20 protein-coding genes are annotated in these 15,802 nt (G+C 41.3%); 5 read left to right on the forward strand and 15 right to left on the reverse strand.

Annotated features, from left to right (window positions below; translation table 11 throughout):
* Window positions 1-9: 9 nt before the first annotated feature.
* The 7 genes from DET59_RS16765 to DET59_RS16795 all read right to left on the reverse strand — a co-directional run bounded on the left by DET59_RS16765 (window position 10) and on the right by DET59_RS16795 (window position 7,883).
* Window positions 10-1,137, reverse strand: coding sequence for a conserved virulence factor C family protein (locus DET59_RS16765; protein WP_113970762.1), 1,128 nt, complete (start codon window positions 1,135-1,137; stop codon window positions 10-12).
* A gap of 78 nt (window positions 1,138-1,215) precedes the next feature.
* The gene (locus DET59_RS16770; RefSeq protein ID WP_113970763.1) at window positions 1,216-3,102 is read right to left on the reverse strand and encodes an ABC-F family ATP-binding cassette domain-containing protein; all 1,887 of its coding nucleotides are present in this window, start codon (window positions 3,100-3,102) and stop codon (window positions 1,216-1,218) included.
* Complete coding sequence (locus DET59_RS16775; protein WP_113970764.1) at window positions 3,099-3,743, reverse strand: HD domain-containing protein; 645 nt, start codon at window positions 3,741-3,743, stop codon at window positions 3,099-3,101. Before DET59_RS16775 ends, DET59_RS16770 begins: the two co-directional genes overlap by 4 nt.
* Before the next feature lie 91 nt (window positions 3,744-3,834).
* Window positions 3,835-4,698, reverse strand: coding sequence for a DegV family protein (locus tag DET59_RS16780; RefSeq protein WP_113970765.1), 864 nt, complete (start codon window positions 4,696-4,698; stop codon window positions 3,835-3,837).
* A 44-nt stretch (window positions 4,699-4,742) separates the two neighbouring features.
* On the reverse strand, window positions 4,743-5,240 hold the full coding sequence (locus DET59_RS16785) for a hypothetical protein (protein ID WP_113970766.1): 498 nt from the start codon (window positions 5,238-5,240) through the stop codon (window positions 4,743-4,745).
* Window positions 5,241-5,268: 28 nt separating this feature from the next.
* The gene (locus tag DET59_RS16790) at window positions 5,269-6,960 is read right to left on the reverse strand and encodes a formate--tetrahydrofolate ligase (protein WP_258549709.1); all 1,692 of its coding nucleotides are present in this window, start codon (window positions 6,958-6,960) and stop codon (window positions 5,269-5,271) included.
* A gap of 248 nt (window positions 6,961-7,208) precedes the next feature.
* Window positions 7,209-7,883 carry a class I SAM-dependent methyltransferase gene (locus DET59_RS16795; RefSeq protein ID WP_113970767.1) on the reverse strand — a complete coding sequence of 225 codons (675 nt, stop codon included), beginning with the start codon at window positions 7,881-7,883 and terminating at the stop codon, window positions 7,209-7,211.
* 700 nt (window positions 7,884-8,583) lie between these two features.
* Here DET59_RS16795 and DET59_RS16800 point away from each other — a divergent pair.
* The gene (locus tag DET59_RS16800) at window positions 8,584-8,802 is read left to right on the forward strand and encodes a DUF3892 domain-containing protein (RefSeq protein ID WP_113970768.1); all 219 of its coding nucleotides are present in this window, start codon (window positions 8,584-8,586) and stop codon (window positions 8,800-8,802) included.
* 118 nt (window positions 8,803-8,920) lie between these two features.
* Here the strand turns inward: DET59_RS16800 and mntR are convergent, their stop codons facing one another.
* Both mntR and DET59_RS16810 read right to left on the reverse strand, forming a co-directional pair.
* Entirely contained in the window at window positions 8,921-9,337 is a 417-nt protein-coding gene (mntR, locus tag DET59_RS16805; RefSeq protein WP_113970769.1) for a transcriptional regulator MntR, read from the reverse strand.
* A gap of 79 nt (window positions 9,338-9,416) precedes the next feature.
* On the reverse strand, window positions 9,417-9,902 hold the full coding sequence (locus tag DET59_RS16810; protein ID WP_258549710.1) for a metal ABC transporter permease: 486 nt from the start codon (window positions 9,900-9,902) through the stop codon (window positions 9,417-9,419).
* A 195-nt stretch (window positions 9,903-10,097) separates the two neighbouring features.
* Here DET59_RS16810 and cspD point away from each other — a divergent pair, with 195 nt between their 5' ends.
* Window positions 10,098-10,298 (forward strand): cold-shock protein CspD, encoded by a 201-nt coding sequence (cspD, locus tag DET59_RS16815; RefSeq protein ID WP_113970771.1) that lies wholly within the window; start codon window positions 10,098-10,100, stop codon window positions 10,296-10,298.
* 72 nt (window positions 10,299-10,370) lie between these two features.
* On the opposite strand, the gene DET59_RS16820 is transcribed toward cspD, so the two are convergent.
* Window positions 10,371-10,547: a zinc-finger domain-containing protein gene (locus tag DET59_RS16820; RefSeq protein ID WP_113970772.1), complete on the reverse strand. Its 177-nt coding sequence runs from the start codon at window positions 10,545-10,547 to the stop codon at window positions 10,371-10,373.
* A gap of 72 nt (window positions 10,548-10,619) precedes the next feature.
* Window positions 10,620-11,276 (reverse strand): reverse transcriptase-like protein, encoded by a 657-nt coding sequence (locus DET59_RS16825; RefSeq protein ID WP_113970773.1) that lies wholly within the window; start codon window positions 11,274-11,276, stop codon window positions 10,620-10,622.
* Window positions 11,277-11,376: 100 nt separating this feature from the next.
* Here DET59_RS16825 and DET59_RS16830 point away from each other — a divergent pair, with 100 nt between their 5' ends.
* On the forward strand, window positions 11,377-12,054 hold the full coding sequence (locus DET59_RS16830; RefSeq protein ID WP_113970774.1) for a queuosine precursor transporter: 678 nt from the start codon (window positions 11,377-11,379) through the stop codon (window positions 12,052-12,054).
* Window positions 12,055-12,191: 137 nt separating this feature from the next.
* Window positions 12,192-12,578 (forward strand): reverse transcriptase-like protein, encoded by a 387-nt coding sequence (locus DET59_RS16835; protein WP_113970775.1) that lies wholly within the window; start codon window positions 12,192-12,194, stop codon window positions 12,576-12,578.
* A gap of 159 nt (window positions 12,579-12,737) precedes the next feature.
* Here the strand turns inward: DET59_RS16835 and DET59_RS16840 are convergent, their stop codons facing one another.
* Together DET59_RS16840 and DET59_RS16845 are read right to left on the reverse strand one after the other, a co-directional pair.
* Window positions 12,738-13,004 (reverse strand): DUF6123 family protein, encoded by a 267-nt coding sequence (locus tag DET59_RS16840; RefSeq protein ID WP_113970776.1) that lies wholly within the window; start codon window positions 13,002-13,004, stop codon window positions 12,738-12,740.
* Between the two features lie 34 nt (window positions 13,005-13,038).
* Window positions 13,039-13,527 (reverse strand): divergent PAP2 family protein, encoded by a 489-nt coding sequence (locus tag DET59_RS16845; RefSeq protein WP_113970777.1) that lies wholly within the window; start codon window positions 13,525-13,527, stop codon window positions 13,039-13,041.
* Window positions 13,528-13,634: 107 nt separating this feature from the next.
* Here DET59_RS16845 and sspL point away from each other — a divergent pair, with 107 nt between their 5' ends.
* Entirely contained in the window at window positions 13,635-13,772 is a 138-nt protein-coding gene (sspL, locus tag DET59_RS16850) for a small, acid-soluble spore protein L (protein WP_113970778.1), read from the forward strand.
* A 60-nt stretch (window positions 13,773-13,832) separates the two neighbouring features.
* On the opposite strand, the gene DET59_RS16855 is transcribed toward sspL, so the two are convergent.
* A complete protein-coding gene (locus tag DET59_RS16855) occupies window positions 13,833-14,732 on the reverse strand; it encodes a 5'-3' exonuclease (RefSeq protein WP_113970779.1) in 900 nt (299 codons plus the stop codon).
* A 114-nt stretch (window positions 14,733-14,846) separates the two neighbouring features.
* On the reverse strand, window positions 14,847-15,677 hold the full coding sequence (locus DET59_RS16860; protein WP_113970780.1) for a sulfurtransferase: 831 nt from the start codon (window positions 15,675-15,677) through the stop codon (window positions 14,847-14,849).
* Window positions 15,678-15,802 lie beyond the last annotated feature (125 nt).

Here is a 15,802-nt window from a genome sequence, read left to right on the forward strand (position 1 = left end):
TTCCCTCTTTTATTGGTGACGTGCTTCGGTCATCTGTTTCCAAACAGATCCTTTTGCTTCTTCGCCACCTTCTATTCGTTCGATGGCCATTTTCACTTGAAGCTTCACTTCGAATTCAGGATCATTTTCCGCTTCCCGTAAGGCAGGCAATGCAGATTCATCCCCTACTTCATAAAGGAACATGGCAGCGCGCCATCTGACAAGCTTACTCTTATCCTTTAAGGCTTGAATCATTTCCGGAGTAGCTTTTGCAAAACCTAAGTCCGAAAGGCAATCGCCCGCCGTTCTCCTTACTGTGACTGACTTATCACGTAAACCCTTGTACAGCAAAGGAAGGACCTTTTCATCTTCAATCATTCCCAAATAGACAACAGCCAATCGGCGAATGGATACTTTCTCGTCCTCCAGGGCTTTCTCCAAGAGAGGTAAATCATTTAACGTCGGATCCTCCATCGCATCCAGCTTCTGATACCTTGTTTGCCAGTCCGGGGCTTCAAAGTCCGAGACACTCACCTTTTGCTTTTTCTTGTAAATGAGTGGTCCCTTGGAATCGGTAGTTTCCTGTGCTTCTTCGACAAGTGCTGCCAGCCTTTCAGAAGGATAGGCTGCAACTAGTTCTTCCGTCACATTGTTCCCAATCTCATCTAAGTCACCGTAGCGGATGCCGTAATCCTTCCACTTTCTGAGAAGGACGACATTATCCCCATCTTTTTGAGCCTGACCGATCGCTTCCAGGAATGGGGCAGGAAGGGAAAATCGCTTCTCTTGGTCCCCGTCTGTCACTTTTACTTGCATCGGAATTCCCTTGAACATCTGCACGCCAACATTCACTTCACCAAAATGTTCTTCCATGGGAGATTCACTTTCCTGGTCCAGAGTATCTTCACCGAATGCTTTTCTAACCTGTGGCAAAAGCTCTTGCCAATCGAATTTCGCATTCCGTTCAACGGCTAAGAAGTCGGCAACATGATAGACCCCTTTAATGCCGTCAATGGCAAGGATATCTTTAATGACGGGAGGAGCCCCATCCGCTTCATCTTTTTTATAATTATTGCTCTTCCCGGCTTTCATTTCTTGATCAAGAAGAACTTTCATCGTATTCGGACTTGGAGTAGGTTCGATCGATACTATCCTCAAGCTTGTTACCCCTTTCTATAAACAGTTCGTATACCATCCATTCTAACACAGTATCCATTAAGCCTTAAATGAAGAGACTTATTCAGCAAATTCGGAAAGGTAGGTCCATCTCTCAATGAGCGCTTCCAATTGCTCGTTGAGTTTTTCACTTTCTTTCATTAACTGTTGTGCTTTATCAAAATCACTGCCGACCTTTTGCAGCTCAGCATCTGCTTCTTCTATCCTATCCTCGATGTCGGCCATCTTTTCTTCAATTTCGTCCCATTCCCTCTTTTCCATGTAAGAAAGCCTCTTTTTCTCTTTTTCCTTCTCCTCTTTCACGGGAGCAGATTCTTGCTTCTTGACCAGATCCTGCTTCTTACTTTTAGCTTCGTTCTTTTCCAGGTACTCAGTATATTCCCCAAAGTAAAAGTCGATTTGTCCATCTCCATTAAAGACCAGTAATTGCTCAGCTGTTTTATCTAAAAAGTAGCGGTCATGGGAAACGGTTATGACGACACCTGAAAATTCATTTATATAATCTTCCAGAACGGTGAGGGTTTCTGTATCTAAATCATTCGTCGGCTCGTCAAGCAAAAGGACATTCGGTTTTGACATCAATAGCTTAAGCAAGAAGAGTCTTCGTTTTTCTCCACCGGAAAGCTTTCGGATCAATGTCCCATGCGTACTCATGGGAAATAGGAATCTTTCCAACATGGAAGTAACAGAAATTTGCTCTCCTTTATCCGTCGTTATATATTCTCCTGCTTCTCTTATATATTCGATCATACGCATATTCTCATCAAGTTCTTCATGACCCTGGGTATAGTAAGCGACCTGTACGGTTTGGCCTTTGAGTAATTCACCACTTGTAAGCTCATCGGTTCCGGCAAGGAGGTTAAGAAATGTTGATTTTCCGCTCCCGTTTTTACCTACGATTCCGATTCGGTCTTTAGGCTTAATGAGGAAAGAAAATTCATCTAAAATTTGCGTGTCTTCAAACATTTTTGACGCATCCTTGAACTCAAATACTTGTTTACCCAGACGGTTTCCTCCGATTGCTATGTCAACCTGGCCGCCTGAGGGACCTGAAGACATCGTATCCTCCAAATGATCGAATCGTTGAATTCGAGCCTTTTGTTTAGTGGTTCTGGCTTTTGCTCCCCTTCTCATCCAGGCAAGCTCTCTTCGATAAAGATTTTGCTGCTTTTCGGATAATTGGCGTTCCACTTCTTCCCTGGAAGCCTTCGCCTCAATAAATGAAGCATAATTTCCTTTGTAGGAGTAAAGGTTTCCTCCATCCAATTCGAAGATTCTGTTCGTTACCCTATCGAGGAAGTAACGGTCATGGGTTACGAGTAACACAGATCCGTTATACTTTCCCAAATAATCTTCCAGCCATTTAATGGATTGGTAATCTAAATGGTTGGTCGGTTCGTCCAGAATTAACAAGTCCGGTGTTTCAATAAGGACGCCTGCCAGTGCGACTCTCTTTTTTTGACCACCTGACAGCTCGCTCATTTTCTTTGAAAAGTCGTGAATTCCCAGTTTTGTTAAAATGGATTTCGCATTTGCACTTGCGTCCCAGGCGTGAAGGATATCCATTTGCTTTTGAGCTTCAAATAAATCTTCTTGAATTCGAGGATTTTCTGAGTTGTTCTCCATTTCCATAAGGGCCATTTCATATTTCCGCATAGCCTGAATGATTTTTGCTTCCCCACGAAACACTTGTTGTATCACGGTTAAATTCTTATCAAAAGCAGGCTCTTGTTGAAGGTAGGCAATATGATAATCGCCAGGTTTCGAAAGCTCTCCGGTATCGTATTCTTCCATCCCGGCAATGAGTTTCAACAGGCTTGATTTACCCGTTCCATTCACGCCGATCAGTCCGACTCTTTCTTTCTCGCTTATCGAAAACGATATATCTTTAAACAGAGTTTTCTCTCCATACGTTTTAGAAAGATTCTCAGCTGTTAACATTCTCATTCTTGACCAGTCCATTCTTTATTAAATTGCTCTAAAAACCGCAGCATGAAAGCATGACGTTGCTCTGCCAGTTTTCGTCCCGTTTCCGTACACATTAAGTCTTTCAGCTTCAATAACTTTTCATGAAAATGATGGATACTGGAACTATCCCCATTTCTGTACTCCTCGAGGGTCATCTCGGTCCTTACTTGAAATTCAGGGTTATACAGTGGTCGACCTTTCTTTCCTCCATATGCAAACGTTCTTGCGATTCCGATGGCACCAATGGCGTCAAGACGATCGGCATCGCGCACGATTTTCGCTTCTAACGATGTTAACACTGCTTCGTGACCACCCTTATAAGATATGGAATAAATAATCGATTTCAGTAATTTCGTTTCAGTTTCCGTAAGTGAGATGGAGGATAGGATGTGATCCAGCCTTCTCTTCCCCTCTTCTTCTTCCACGAACTTATCATCCGGTACATCATGTAGCAATGCAGCCAGCTCGATGATATATGTATGGGGTACATTTTCTTCCCTGGCTATGTTAAGTGCCTGTTTTCGTACACGATCCAAATGATACCAATCATGTCCTGTAGACTCACCCAGGTACTCACGTTTTAAATAGTCGATTATACCGTCCAGCTTTTTCCGCTCCATGGTCATCTTCTCCTCTATTGTACCAAATAAAATCCTCTAATCAGAACAAAAAGGAGTGGATGTATGATTCTACACATCCCTCCTTTCTCTACTAATTCTCTTCGTTATCTCCAAACCAGCTTATTCCGATCGTATTAGCGCCGGCATGCACTCCAATTACAGCCCCCAAAGGATAGGCCCCGAATTCTATCTCCGGGTACGTTTTTTTCAATTGTTCAATCCATTCTAAGGCATCTTCCCGGTTTAATCCGTGTAAAACGGATACTTTCTTTATTTTTTTCACAGATAGAGCTTGATCTAAGCGATCGCTCATGCTCGTCAAACCCTTTTTAATACTTCTTACCTTGTCCTTCACTTCAAGTTTTCCATTCTCTATTGCAAGCATAGGTTTTACATTAAGAACACTTCCCAGAAAGAACGAAAGCCCGCTCATTCGTCCACTCTTATGTAGTTGCTCTAAGCTGCCCACCATTACATAGGTTTCACAAGAAGCGATTCTTTCTTCAATAGCTACTTTAATTTGAAGTGGGTCCTTCCCTTCATGCAACAATCTTTGACCGAACAGGATCAATTCTGTCAACGGATTGGAAATGACCTTCGAATCTATACAGATAATGTTCGGTAGTGTATCCTTTAACAGCTCTGCAGCTTGATGGGCAGATGAATATGTGCCGCTAAAATGAGAAGAAACATGAATCGAAAAGATATAATCATAGTCCTTGGATAATTCTTCATACAACTCTTTAAACGTCCCGATTGAAGGTTGTGAGGTTTTCACCTCTTCTTTTTCTACCTTTAATTTCAAGAACAACTCTTCCGGAGATAAGTCTACACCGTCTTGATACTCCTGCTCCCCAAAAAGTATATTCATTGGAACGATATAGATGTGATTTTCTTTACTACTTGAATGAATTGGTACAAATGCTGTGCTATCTGTTACCCAGGCTATTCTCATTGTAAAATCCCCTTTTTCTATATAGTGATGAACTCTTTTTAGTACTACAAGTCTATTCGATCAAGCTGTTGTAAAGTATCAACCGAAAATGAAATCATTTGAAGAACATCATCCACCATTTCTTCAGTAATGACTCTATTAAAAGTCAGAACCCCCTCGTAGGCAGTCGGATGAAGAGAAGATGTAACTTCTTTCCATTCCCAATTTTTATCCTTACTCCATGTTTCTTGAAGAAACGACCGGCAATGGTGCAACTTCTCATCTCCCTTATAGACGATGAGGATGTCAGCTCCTGCCGAATTCATTTCTGTCATCATCTTTCTCTCTGCTAGAAAATGACCCATATCAGCTTTCAAATGAAATTCTATCGAAATGGATTTCTTGTAAGGTAATGAATAGTGTATTTGATAACAACGTTCATAGTGGGCAAAGTCAAATAAATCCTTCCGGTCAAGGATTTGGATTTCACCTGTTAAATCAAGATCATAGACTGCTCCCTCAAAGACTACCTTTAAGTTATCAAATGCTGTTGGATCAAACATGTTCTCCTCTCCTTTCAAACCTCAATGACTAAAATAGCCCTACAGCCCTGCCGTCATCATCCACATTCATTCCGAATGCGGCCGGTTTTTTTGGCAGGCCTGGCATAGTCATTACTTCTCCTGTTAATGCAACAATAAATCCGGCTCCGATTTTCGGCTTAAGCTCTCTGATTGTGATCGTAAAATCTTCAGGTCGACCGAGTTTAGATGGATCATCGGATAAGGAATATTGTGTCTTAGCCATACAAACGGGCAGGATCCCCCATCCTTGATCTTCAAATTGCTGGAGCTGCTTCCGTGCTTTCACCGTGTAATCTACTTCTTTCGCTCCATAAACCTTACTCGCAATCGTTTCAATTTTAGATTGGAGTGAATCAGAAAGTTCATATAGGCGAGAAAATTCTTTCGTGTTCCCTTCGATCTCATTCAACACCTTTTCGGCTAAGTCTCTTCCACCCTCTCCACCTTTAGCCCATACATCGGTTAGTGAAACTTGCACTCCCAAATTTTCGCACCACTTGATAAGGGTCTGGATTTCGTCATCACTATCCGTCACAAATCGATTAACGGCAATCACATAAGGTACGTTGAAATGATCTAATGTTTCCATGTGCTTCTTCAGATTAGATAATCCTTTTTGCAGAGACTGAAGGTTTTCAGCTTGCAGATCACTTTTTTCTTGACCTCCATGCATTTTCAGAGCACGGATGGTGGCTACTAGCACGATGGCATCCGGGGCTAAGTCAGCAGCTCGAGATTTGATATTCAGAAACTTCTCGGCTCCTAAATCAGCACCAAATCCAGATTCCGTCACAACATAATCAGCCAGCTTAAGGGCTGTTTTGGTCGCCATGACACTATTACACCCATGGGCAATGTTTGCGAATGGACCGCCATGAATAAGGGCGGGAGAATGTTCGATCGTTTGAACAAGATTAGGTTTTAAGGCATCCTTTAACAATAATGTGAGTGCACCTTCAACTCCTAAATCTTCGACGGTAACGGGTTGTTTGGTAAAATTGTATGCGACAACCATTCTTCCAAGCCTTCTTCTTAATTCCTCAAGATTTTGAGATAAACAAAGAACCGCCATAATCTCAGAAGCCACTGTAATATCAAATCCGTCTTCACGGGGAACACCTTGTAGGGGTCCGCCTAAACCAACGATGATTTGTCTAAGGGCACGGTCATTCATGTCCAGAGCCCGTTTCCATACAATCCTTCTTTGATCAATATTCAATTCATTTCCCTGATGGATATGATTATCTACCAATGCGGCTAAAGCATTGTTGGCAGTCGAGATCGCGTGGATATCACCTGTGAAATGAAGATTGATATCCTCCATGGGCAGGACTTGGGAATACCCTCCTCCTGTTGCTCCGCCTTTGATTCCCATCGTTGGACCAAGTGATGGTTCCCTCATGGCAATGATGGTGTTTTTATTTAATTGATTTAACGCATCCCCCAGTCCGACGGTAACCGTTGATTTCCCCTCGCCTGCCGGAGTCGGGTTTATCGAAGTTACAAGGATTAATTTCCCATTGGCATGGTCCTTGAGTTTATGTATCGCTTCATAAGATAATTTCCCTTTGTATTTACCATATAGCTCTAAATCATCTTCTGTGAGACCGATTTTTTTCGCAATGTCCAGGATCGGTTGCATAGTAGATTGTTGAGCAATTTCAATATCTGATTTCACTTTTTTCTTCGTTGTCGTCACTTGAACTCACCTTCTGATTTCATATTTACTGTTAAGCAGCCTGTACTTTTATATCATTCAATCTTTTACGAAATAGCACGCATTTCCCTAAACTTTACTTTGAAACAATTTGTACACTGTAATTATAGTATTTCTTTATTTTACACTATAAATCAACCTTATCCCTTTTGAATTTATATCTCCATCATTATTGCCCTTCCTAATAAAAACATGATCGGTCCTCACATTAGAGAATCGATCATGTTTTTTTATTTTTGGAACATGAACAAGGTCATAAAGGTTAAAGCCTGTTTTAATTCATTTGTGAGATTCTCTGTTAAGGACGGCTTCACACCCTTTTTGTAGACCCAGTCTTCATCGACCTTCTTCCACCCTTTTTCACTAGCCAGTTTCTCTAATTCCCAGGGCATCATCGTATTACATATAACTTCCTTTCCATGAAGACGTGGAAAGGCATTATCTCTGGGGTGAGCAGTGGGACCTAATAAACCAATACATATGAACCCATTCGGAGTCACAACCCGTTCGATTTCGTTTAGAGTATGTAAGGGATTTTCAGTCCATTCAACTGAATTTATCGCCATGACGGCATGAAATTGTTCATCTTGAAATGGAAGGGATCGCAAATCACCCTGGAGAAATGATAGTTGGTCCTTCTCTTGCTTCTTCGCTATTTCAACCATTTTCTCAGAGAAGTCCATCCCTGTGACTGCATACCCCTTCTTATACAACAAGTAGGAACCATACCCGTCCCCACATCCTAAATCAGCTACACGGTTCCCATTATTAATATGTTTAGTAAAGAATGGAATGATCGCTTTCCTGCTTCCACTCGTCCACATTTCAACACTTCGTTCGTGCCAGTGATCTGCATTGTCTTCCCAACGGGTTTTCGCACTTGTATGCCATTCTGAATTCTTCATATGTACACCTCAATCATTTTTCTCTTTAGTTCTATATTCTCATTCCATCAGCGAAAATCCTTCTTTCCAAGAGTGAGGACTTGGTGAACGTTGTTTGGATAAGGCTCTATTCGTAAAGTTTGTGGCTATTGTAGAGGAGAAAGTAATAGTTGATTTCCGCTCCAGGATGCTCGCTTTCCGCGGGGCTGGCGGTGAGCCTCCTCGGCTGCGCCTCCGGGGTCTCACCTGTCCAGCTATTCCCGCAGGAGTCGAGCACCCTTCCGCTCCAATCAACTTTCTGAGCATGTATCCTTAATGGAAAACAATAAAAACAAGGATTTTAGTAAACAATCTCAATTAAAGGTAATTCTAGTTTTTTTGCACATCTAGAAGCTCTGTCATGAAAATCCTATTAAAGATGGTGAGGGGAACTGCACAGACTCCTGCGGAAATACGGTCGTGCCGAGACCCCGTTCGGCTAAGCTGAGGAGGCTCGGCCGAACGCTAGCTGCAAGCGGAGCAGTTCCCCTCACCATCCAGCATAAACTGGTTGACAGAGCCCTGGCAGATTCTATTTTAGAAAACAACTATCTTTGCGAAAAGAGCCTTGGATAAATAATAATATTATGTAAACTTATAAAGCGGATTGCCAAGTCGATTATGTTTTCCAACCTTTTTGTCCATACTATTTCTATAATCAGAACAAGAAAGGTGATGTTGTATGGAAGAGATTTCTAAAGTTCAACGGAACTACCATGGAGACATTATCAGTTTCCAAACTTCTTCTGGCCGTATAATCTCCTATCGAAAAGCTGTATTGGAAGCTTCTGAGGGATTACTTCAAGGAGTGACCTTGAATGAGAATGAATGGGGAGAAACAGAAATATCAAGTATGTCCGTTGATGACGGAAGTTTCAATGACTATCCTTCCATTTTTTGATCGGGAACCTTTTCCTGACACGTGCACTGAGAATAAAACAGTACCTAAATACAACAAAAAGGACTTTCATGCCATGTGCATGAAGTCCTCTTGTCTTTGTTCCATTAATCATGATTGTTTATTCACTACGATTCTGAATGGTTCGAAGTTCTTCTACCCGGTCCTTCTCTTCATCGAAGAATTGGACGAGATCTCCAATACGATCAATGGAATCCCAGCTTAGGTGGTGTTCGATTCCTTCCACGTCTTCATAAATATGCTCTTCTTTCACTCCAATTACACGAAGGAATTGTTCTAACAGTTCATGTCTATATACTAAACGCTTTCCTACTTTGTTTCCTTTTGGAGTCAGAACAAGCCCGCGATATTTCTCGTAAATGAGATAATCGTCCTTATCTAACTTCTGCACCATTTTGGTAACTGAGGAGGGGTGAACAGATAAAGCTTCTGCTATATCTGATACTCTGGCATAACCTTTGTTCTCAATTAACATATAAATCTGTTCTATATAATCTTCCATACTTGGTGTAGGCATTCTGTACCCTCCAAATTTCCATAAATATCATTAAAAGTTTACTATAACTACAGAATGAATACAACCCAAGCACTTTAAATTACTCCTCTGTCAATCTCTGATTTAAGAATCTGGATATCAACCCGTATTTCGGTGATAACATCCATACGATGAAGAAAACAAGTCCTGCGGCCACTGCCATTGCACCGGAAATGGACACATCGAACATCTTTGCCCCGTAATATCCGATGATGCTGTCAAAGACGTCAATGACTCCGCTTAATAGAAGCATCACTTTATATCGGTCCGTAAGTAAATATGCTGTAGCACCAGGGGCAATGAGCATCGCTACCACGAGAATCGCACCAACGCTATCAAATGCGGATACAGTCGTAACGGATACCAGACCCATTAAGATATAATGAACCGCAAGTACCGGGATACCGATTGCCGCTGCCATACTTGGATCAAAAGAGGTTAATTTAAACTCTTTGAACAGAAGGAAGATGATAAGGATATCCAATAGCAATACAGATCCCAGCATCACAACTGATTTAGGAATGTCCCCAAGTATCGGAAATGACAATATTAACCAAATCGTTTAAACATTTCCGCAAAAACAGGTGGGAATGTTGACTCAAAAATCGTCATATTGTATAGTAAAGACATCATTGAAGTGAACGATTTTCATGCCTCTTTCTAACGTATGAGAGTCAATCATTTCGTGAAAACTATTTTCCAGAGGCACAAACGTGCTTGAACGATTTAGGAGGATTCGAAAATGCAGAATGGTAAAGTAAAATGGTTCAACAATGAAAAAGGGTTTGGATTCATCGAAGTTGAAGGTGGAGAAGATGTATTCGTACATTTCTCAGCGATTCAAGGCGAAGGGTTCAAAGCATTAGAAGAAGGGCAAGAAGTTTCTTTCGACGTTGTTGAAGGAAATCGCGGACCTCAAGCAGCAAACGTAGTTAAATTATAATCGTTCGAACAATATAGCATACCAAAGGGCAGCAATTCTTAGGTTCACCTAAGAATTGCTGCCCTTTATTTTTCAATTCAATTTTTGTCCGTAATTCCGAATTTGTTCTCCTATGGTGCATTTTTCTATACAAAAGCGGTGAGCATAGGTTTTTCCATACTCTTTGCGAAAGTGTGCTTTAAGTAAGCAGTCGTTGCAGTAGGTGTCTATGAGCTCATCCACTTTATCCACCACTTCTTTTCGATTCATGTGATCACTCCTAAGCTTGTTCGAAGGCATACTGTGTATGGTTATTTATAGAGTATATAATTGGGAACGAAATTATTCTATTCGTTTATTGCTGTGGACTTTTGTCCCTTGTAAGGCTTGATTGGCCAACTTATCCGCTTCCTTATTATCTTTTCTGTTCAGCACGGACCAATGGATTTTCAATCGAAGCTTTTTGATCAGTGCTTCAATACGATCGAGCCACCGACTCAAGCCCTCTTCATAACAAGGCCATTCCCCTTCCAACTGTTTTATGACCACCTGGGAATCTCCATTAATCGTACAAGGGGCATTTTTTACACCGATTTCATCAAGTAATCCGAGGGCAATATGTAAAGCTGCGTATTCAGCTTCATTATTATTTTCAATTTCCTCGAGAAGTTCATTTTTTCTGATTCTAAAAGATTCTCCACCTTTATCGTAATAGATGACAATCCCTGCACCGGCAATGAGCGATTCCTTATCAAACCCTCCGTCGAAATACACAACGATGTTTTCTGGTTCCTTTTCCAATTCCTGATTCAGTTTGATAAATTCCTTTCTTGACCACGAATTCCCCATTTCATCTATGATTTCAAGATCATGGACTCTTCCGGTTTTCATCAGATCATCGATATGAATCATTGTTTCTTTTCTTGGGAAGTAGTTGGATTCAAACCATATACTCGACGCTGTTTTGCTTGCATATTTAAATTTTAGTTTCATTTCCATAATCATTCACTCCTTTTTCTTCATACGATTGTTCATTTTTGCTTTTATTTGTATAATGAGGACTATTGTTTCATTAACATCTTCATTAGGAGGACTTTATATGTTTAATATATGGTTTGGATTGGTCTTCGTTCTCATTACATTCTCTTTACTACTGATTATGTATCGAATGTTTGGACGAACCGGACTGTTTGTATGGATAGGGGTATCCACGATACTAGCTAACTTACAGGTCGTTAAAACGATTGAGATTTTCGGGTTGACCGCTACTTTAGGGAATGCCATGTACGGGACCGCTTTTTTAGTAACGGACATCCTTAATGAAAAATATGGAAAGAAAGAAGCCCAGAAAGCAGTGTGGATGGGGTTCTTCACTTTAATCGTTATGACTATTATTATGCAGCTCGTGTTAGTATTTCAACCACATCCTGAAGATTTCGCCCAAGAATCTCTGGCAACAATCTTTGGGATCATCCCTAGAATTGCTCTTGGAAGCTTAGTTGCTTACCTCGTGAGTCAATTAACGGACGTGTATATCTTCACGTATTTAAAGAGGAAATTCCCTTCAGATTCACAGTTTTGGATTCGTAATAATGGAAGTACGATGGTGAGTCAGCTATTGGATACTCTTGTCTTCACAAGCATCGCTTTCCTGGGAGAATATCCGATGGATGTCTGGTTTGAAATTTTCATTACGACCTATCTCCTCAAATGGGTCATATCCATTATTGATACCCCATTTGGTTATGTGGCTAAACGATTCCCTAAAGATGTGTGATCGTTGGTTGGAGCCGGGGGAACTGGTTATCCCCGGCTATTCTATTGAAGGGATGGATTAAGGTTCCCTTCTCCCTACCTTCTATTTAATGTGCTACTATACTATTATGCTAAAGATGTACTTTGAGGTGAACGCATATGATCGAAGTGAATATTGATGGAGCAAGTGCTGGTAACCCAGGGCCAAGTGGAGCCGGAATATTGATTAAACATAACGGGGAAGTGGAAAAATATTCTATTCCTTTAGGAATCATGGATAATCATGAAGCTGAATTCATGGCATGCAAGAAAGCTCTGGAGATCTGTTTAGATAAACATCCTGATACCGTGTGGCTGAAGAGTGATTCTCAAGCTGTCGTTCATGCGATAGAGAAAGAGTTTGTACGGAATGCTCAATATAAGCAGTTACTCCATGATATATTGGACATGACGAAGCAAATGGACCTTTTCTTCATAAAGTGGATACCCAGTAAGGAAAATAAAGCGGCAGATGAGCTGGCAAGAAAAGCCATTCATCTGAACTAGAGGCGGATTCATTTGGCTCGGATTACTGATATGGCCTTGGACTGCAATCATTCTATTGGAGGGAGATAGGAGGCCGATTAACGGCTCTCCTATTTTTTTATGGTGAGCAATAGGAAAGACCACCAAAAAGGAAACAACACTTTTGGGTGGTCCCGTGTCTTATGCCAAGCCCTGTTTCTCCATCCATCTCAGCGCTTCTTTTCGGGATGCGATGTTTTGGGAATGAAGTCTTTCTAATATGGACATGTAAAAACTGCTATCGAATTGTTTTTGAGCTTTTAATGTGATTTCAATGGCGCTATTGACCAGTTCATCCGGGGCATCTGTGTATTTTTTGCCAAAATAGATGAAGCCAATTGCGTCTTCTTGAAATTTGAAGCCTTTATTTTCAAGATCTATGAGAAATTCTTCAGTTGTCTTTTTCACGTTTCTCCTCACCTTATCGCCACTTTGTCTCCTCTTATCTTACAGAAAATTTTTTCTTTTGCCTATCCTTTTTCGAAAACAGGAAGGCAATGTAGCCCATAAACGAACCGAGTAATGCTCCTCCGACTACTTCTTGAGGTTGATGCCCCAGCATTTCTTTCAGGCGCTTTGGTTTTTTCTCTTCGAATTCTACCGCTTCTTTATCATGAGCTTTGCGAACGAGCTCATCTAAACTATTCACCTTAAGGGTCAGCTCACCTGTTTGTCTTCGAATTCCTTGTGCATCGTACATGACGATTAGACCAAAGATAAATGAAAGAGCAAAGTCAATCGTTCTGACACCCCTCTTTAATGCTATAAATGTCGTTAAAGAAGCAACTCCTGCACTATGAGAACTTGGCATTCCCCCCGTTTGGAAAAACAGATCAGGCTTCCATTCCTTCTTTTTTAAAAAATGCAGTGGAATCTTCAGACCCTGTGCGAGAGCGATACTAATAAGTGCTGTAACAATCCCTTTATTCACCCTTACACCTCCCTGTCTTTAGTTTGTCCTAAAATTCTCTGCACATAGGATATTTATTATGAACATAGCCAAAATAATAGTGATTACAGTAAAGGAGGGGTTTCGGTATGACAAAAGGAAATAACAAAAACAAAGGTAAAAATGCCAAAAGCGTGAATCCACAAGGGATATCCCAGGATGCAGAATTTGCCATGGAGCCAAAGGGCCAATTGGAAAATTCCGCTAAGAAATCGAATACAAAGTAAGCATTTCCACATAAAAAAGTGTCAGGGGCCAAAACGGATCCCTGACACTCCTATAAATGGCTAGCTTGTGGCAACCATCACATTAGAACCTACCAAATATCTTCTAAGCACCTTCAACTCTAAGTCATCCACAAAGGAAAGCGTTTCATGGGCTACGTTATTCCAACGAGCTTCTTCTACCGAAACAGATAGCGGCACCTCGCAGTGAATCTCAGCTAACTTTCTTGAAACATGAAGCATGTCCAGATCGACTTCAATCTTCTTTCGTTGAGATGGGGTTAACTCGTGCAGATGATCGAGAATACCTGCAATATCCTTATATTGTTGAATCAACTTTAGTGCCGTTTTCTCGCCGATTCCTTTAACTCCTGGATATCCATCACTTGTATCACCCATTAATGCTTTCACATCAATGAATTGCTGAGGAGTAATTCCTCTCTCTTCCACAAAAATCTCTTTCGTATAGGTTTGATAGTTACCAAAGCCTTTTTTCAGGAGCATAATATCAATATTGTCGTCCAAAAGCTGCAGGAGATCCTGGTCACCGCTCAGGACGGATACTTTGCGATCGGTTTGATGAATCTTGGCAAGTGTCCCGATACAATCATCTGCTTCGTAACCAACTACACCCACATTCGAAAGATTGAATCCTTCCGCCACCTCTTTTGCAAGATCAAATTGAGGGATCAGTTCAACAGGTGGTGCATTTCGATTCGATTTATAGTCATTGAATACTTCATTACGGAATGTCTGACTCCCCATATCCCAGCATACTATGATATGTGTGGGCTTCACATGGTCCGCCGCCATCAGTAAATGCTTCATAAACCCCTGAACTCCATTGGTGGGAAGTCCTTTTGAGTTCATCATGAATTGACCCGTTACGGCTGTTGCAAAAAAAGATCGAAATAATAGCGCCATACCATCTATAAGTAATAAATGCTCATTTTTATTATTCAATTCATACACTCCTCATCGCTCATTCTCGTTTTTGTTCACTTTATAAAGTATAACATATACGAATAAATAGCTAATTGGAAAAGTGATGAACCTTTTCCAATTAGCTATTCGCCATTATTCCTTCTCAACCTTGTGATTCTCATAGGACACCCAATCACTGTAGCTTCCAACATAAAGTTTCACAGTATGGAATCCTGCTTCCTTAAGTGCAATGAAATTCGGTGTCGCTGTTACACCGGATCCGCAATAGACAATCACCGGCTCATCTTTATTAAGATGAGCGAAGCGATCATTCTGCTGTTCTCCCTGAATAAAATACCCTTCCGTCACACCATCTGTCCATGGAAGGTTGACCGCCCCTGGAATATGACCCGGAATGCGGTCTATCGGTTCTTCATGGCCTAAGTATCTTTCTCTGCTACGGGAATCGATTAATGGGATGTCTCGATCCCCATTTGCAATGCTCCTCACCTCATCCAGAGAAGCCGCGATCGTTTCGTTAAAGCTTGGACGATAGCTTTTCAGAGGAAACACAGGAACGGTCGATTCAGTTTTCCCTCCAGCCTTTTTCCAAGCTGCAAACCCACCATTTAAGATATATACCTTCTCATGTCCGATGTATTGGAACAACCACCAGCACCGGCCAGCGAATGCACCTTCCTTTTCATCATAAATGACGACCGTTGTATCATTATCAATACCGACGTCCTCCACCTTGCGCAAAAAGTTCTTCATATTCGGAAGGGGATGGCGCCCCCCATGCTTTTTCACATATCCTGATAAATCCTTTTCCAAATCGAAAAAGACGGCTCCCGGAATATGACTCTCTTTGTACCGCTCCCGCCCCTCTGCCGGGTTTCCCAGAGAAAAACGACAATCAATGATTCTTAGATTCTCATCATGAACATGCTCACTTAGCCAATCCGTATCGATAATTGTCTTCATGATATTATCCCCCTCTTCTTCATTAACGTCAGTACTTCCTCCTTAGGTTCCCAGCAAGAAAATTGATAAGTGGTTTTGGTTTCATAGCCCAGTCGGGAACAGAAATAGGAGGTCTTCTGTTCAGT

The organism is Rossellomorea aquimaris (assembly GCF_003315075.1).
Lineage (GTDB): Bacteria > Bacillota > Bacilli > Bacillales > Bacillaceae_B > Rossellomorea > Rossellomorea aquimaris_C.

What these genes read in the sequence shown, in the direction of transcription:
- DET59_RS16795 (WP_113970767.1), bottom strand. Translation starts at nt 7,883, where the DNA reads ATGAAGAATTCAGAATGGCATACAAGTGCGAAAACCCGTTGGGAAGAC.
- DET59_RS16800 (WP_113970768.1), top strand. Translation starts at nt 8,584, where the DNA reads ATGGAAGAGATTTCTAAAGTTCAACGGAACTACCATGGAGACATTATC.
- DET59_RS16835 (WP_113970775.1), top strand. Translation starts at nt 12,192, where the DNA reads ATGATCGAAGTGAATATTGATGGAGCAAGTGCTGGTAACCCAGGGCCA.
- DET59_RS16820 (WP_113970772.1), bottom strand. Translation starts at nt 10,547, where the DNA reads ATGAATCGAAAAGAAGTGGTGGATAAAGTGGATGAGCTCATAGACACC.
- DET59_RS16785 (WP_113970766.1), bottom strand. Translation starts at nt 5,240, where the DNA reads ATGTTTGATCCAACAGCATTTGATAACTTAAAGGTAGTCTTTGAGGGA.
- DET59_RS16830 (WP_113970774.1), top strand. Translation starts at nt 11,377, where the DNA reads ATGTTTAATATATGGTTTGGATTGGTCTTCGTTCTCATTACATTCTCT.
- DET59_RS16860 (WP_113970780.1), bottom strand. Translation starts at nt 15,677, where the DNA reads ATGAAGACAATTATCGATACGGATTGGCTAAGTGAGCATGTTCATGAT.
- cspD (WP_113970771.1), top strand. Translation starts at nt 10,098, where the DNA reads ATGCAGAATGGTAAAGTAAAATGGTTCAACAATGAAAAAGGGTTTGGA.
- DET59_RS16775 (WP_113970764.1), bottom strand. Translation starts at nt 3,743, where the DNA reads ATGGAGCGGAAAAAGCTGGACGGTATAATCGACTATTTAAAACGTGAG.
- DET59_RS16780 (WP_113970765.1), bottom strand. Translation starts at nt 4,698, where the DNA reads ATGAGAATAGCCTGGGTAACAGATAGCACAGCATTTGTACCAATTCAT.
- sspL (WP_113970778.1), top strand. Translation starts at nt 13,635, where the DNA reads ATGACAAAAGGAAATAACAAAAACAAAGGTAAAAATGCCAAAAGCGTG.
- DET59_RS16770 (WP_113970763.1), bottom strand. Translation starts at nt 3,102, where the DNA reads ATGAGAATGTTAACAGCTGAGAATCTTTCTAAAACGTATGGAGAGAAA.
- DET59_RS16825 (WP_113970773.1), bottom strand. Translation starts at nt 11,276, where the DNA reads ATGGAAATGAAACTAAAATTTAAATATGCAAGCAAAACAGCGTCGAGT.
- mntR (WP_113970769.1), bottom strand. Translation starts at nt 9,337, where the DNA reads ATGCCTACACCAAGTATGGAAGATTATATAGAACAGATTTATATGTTA.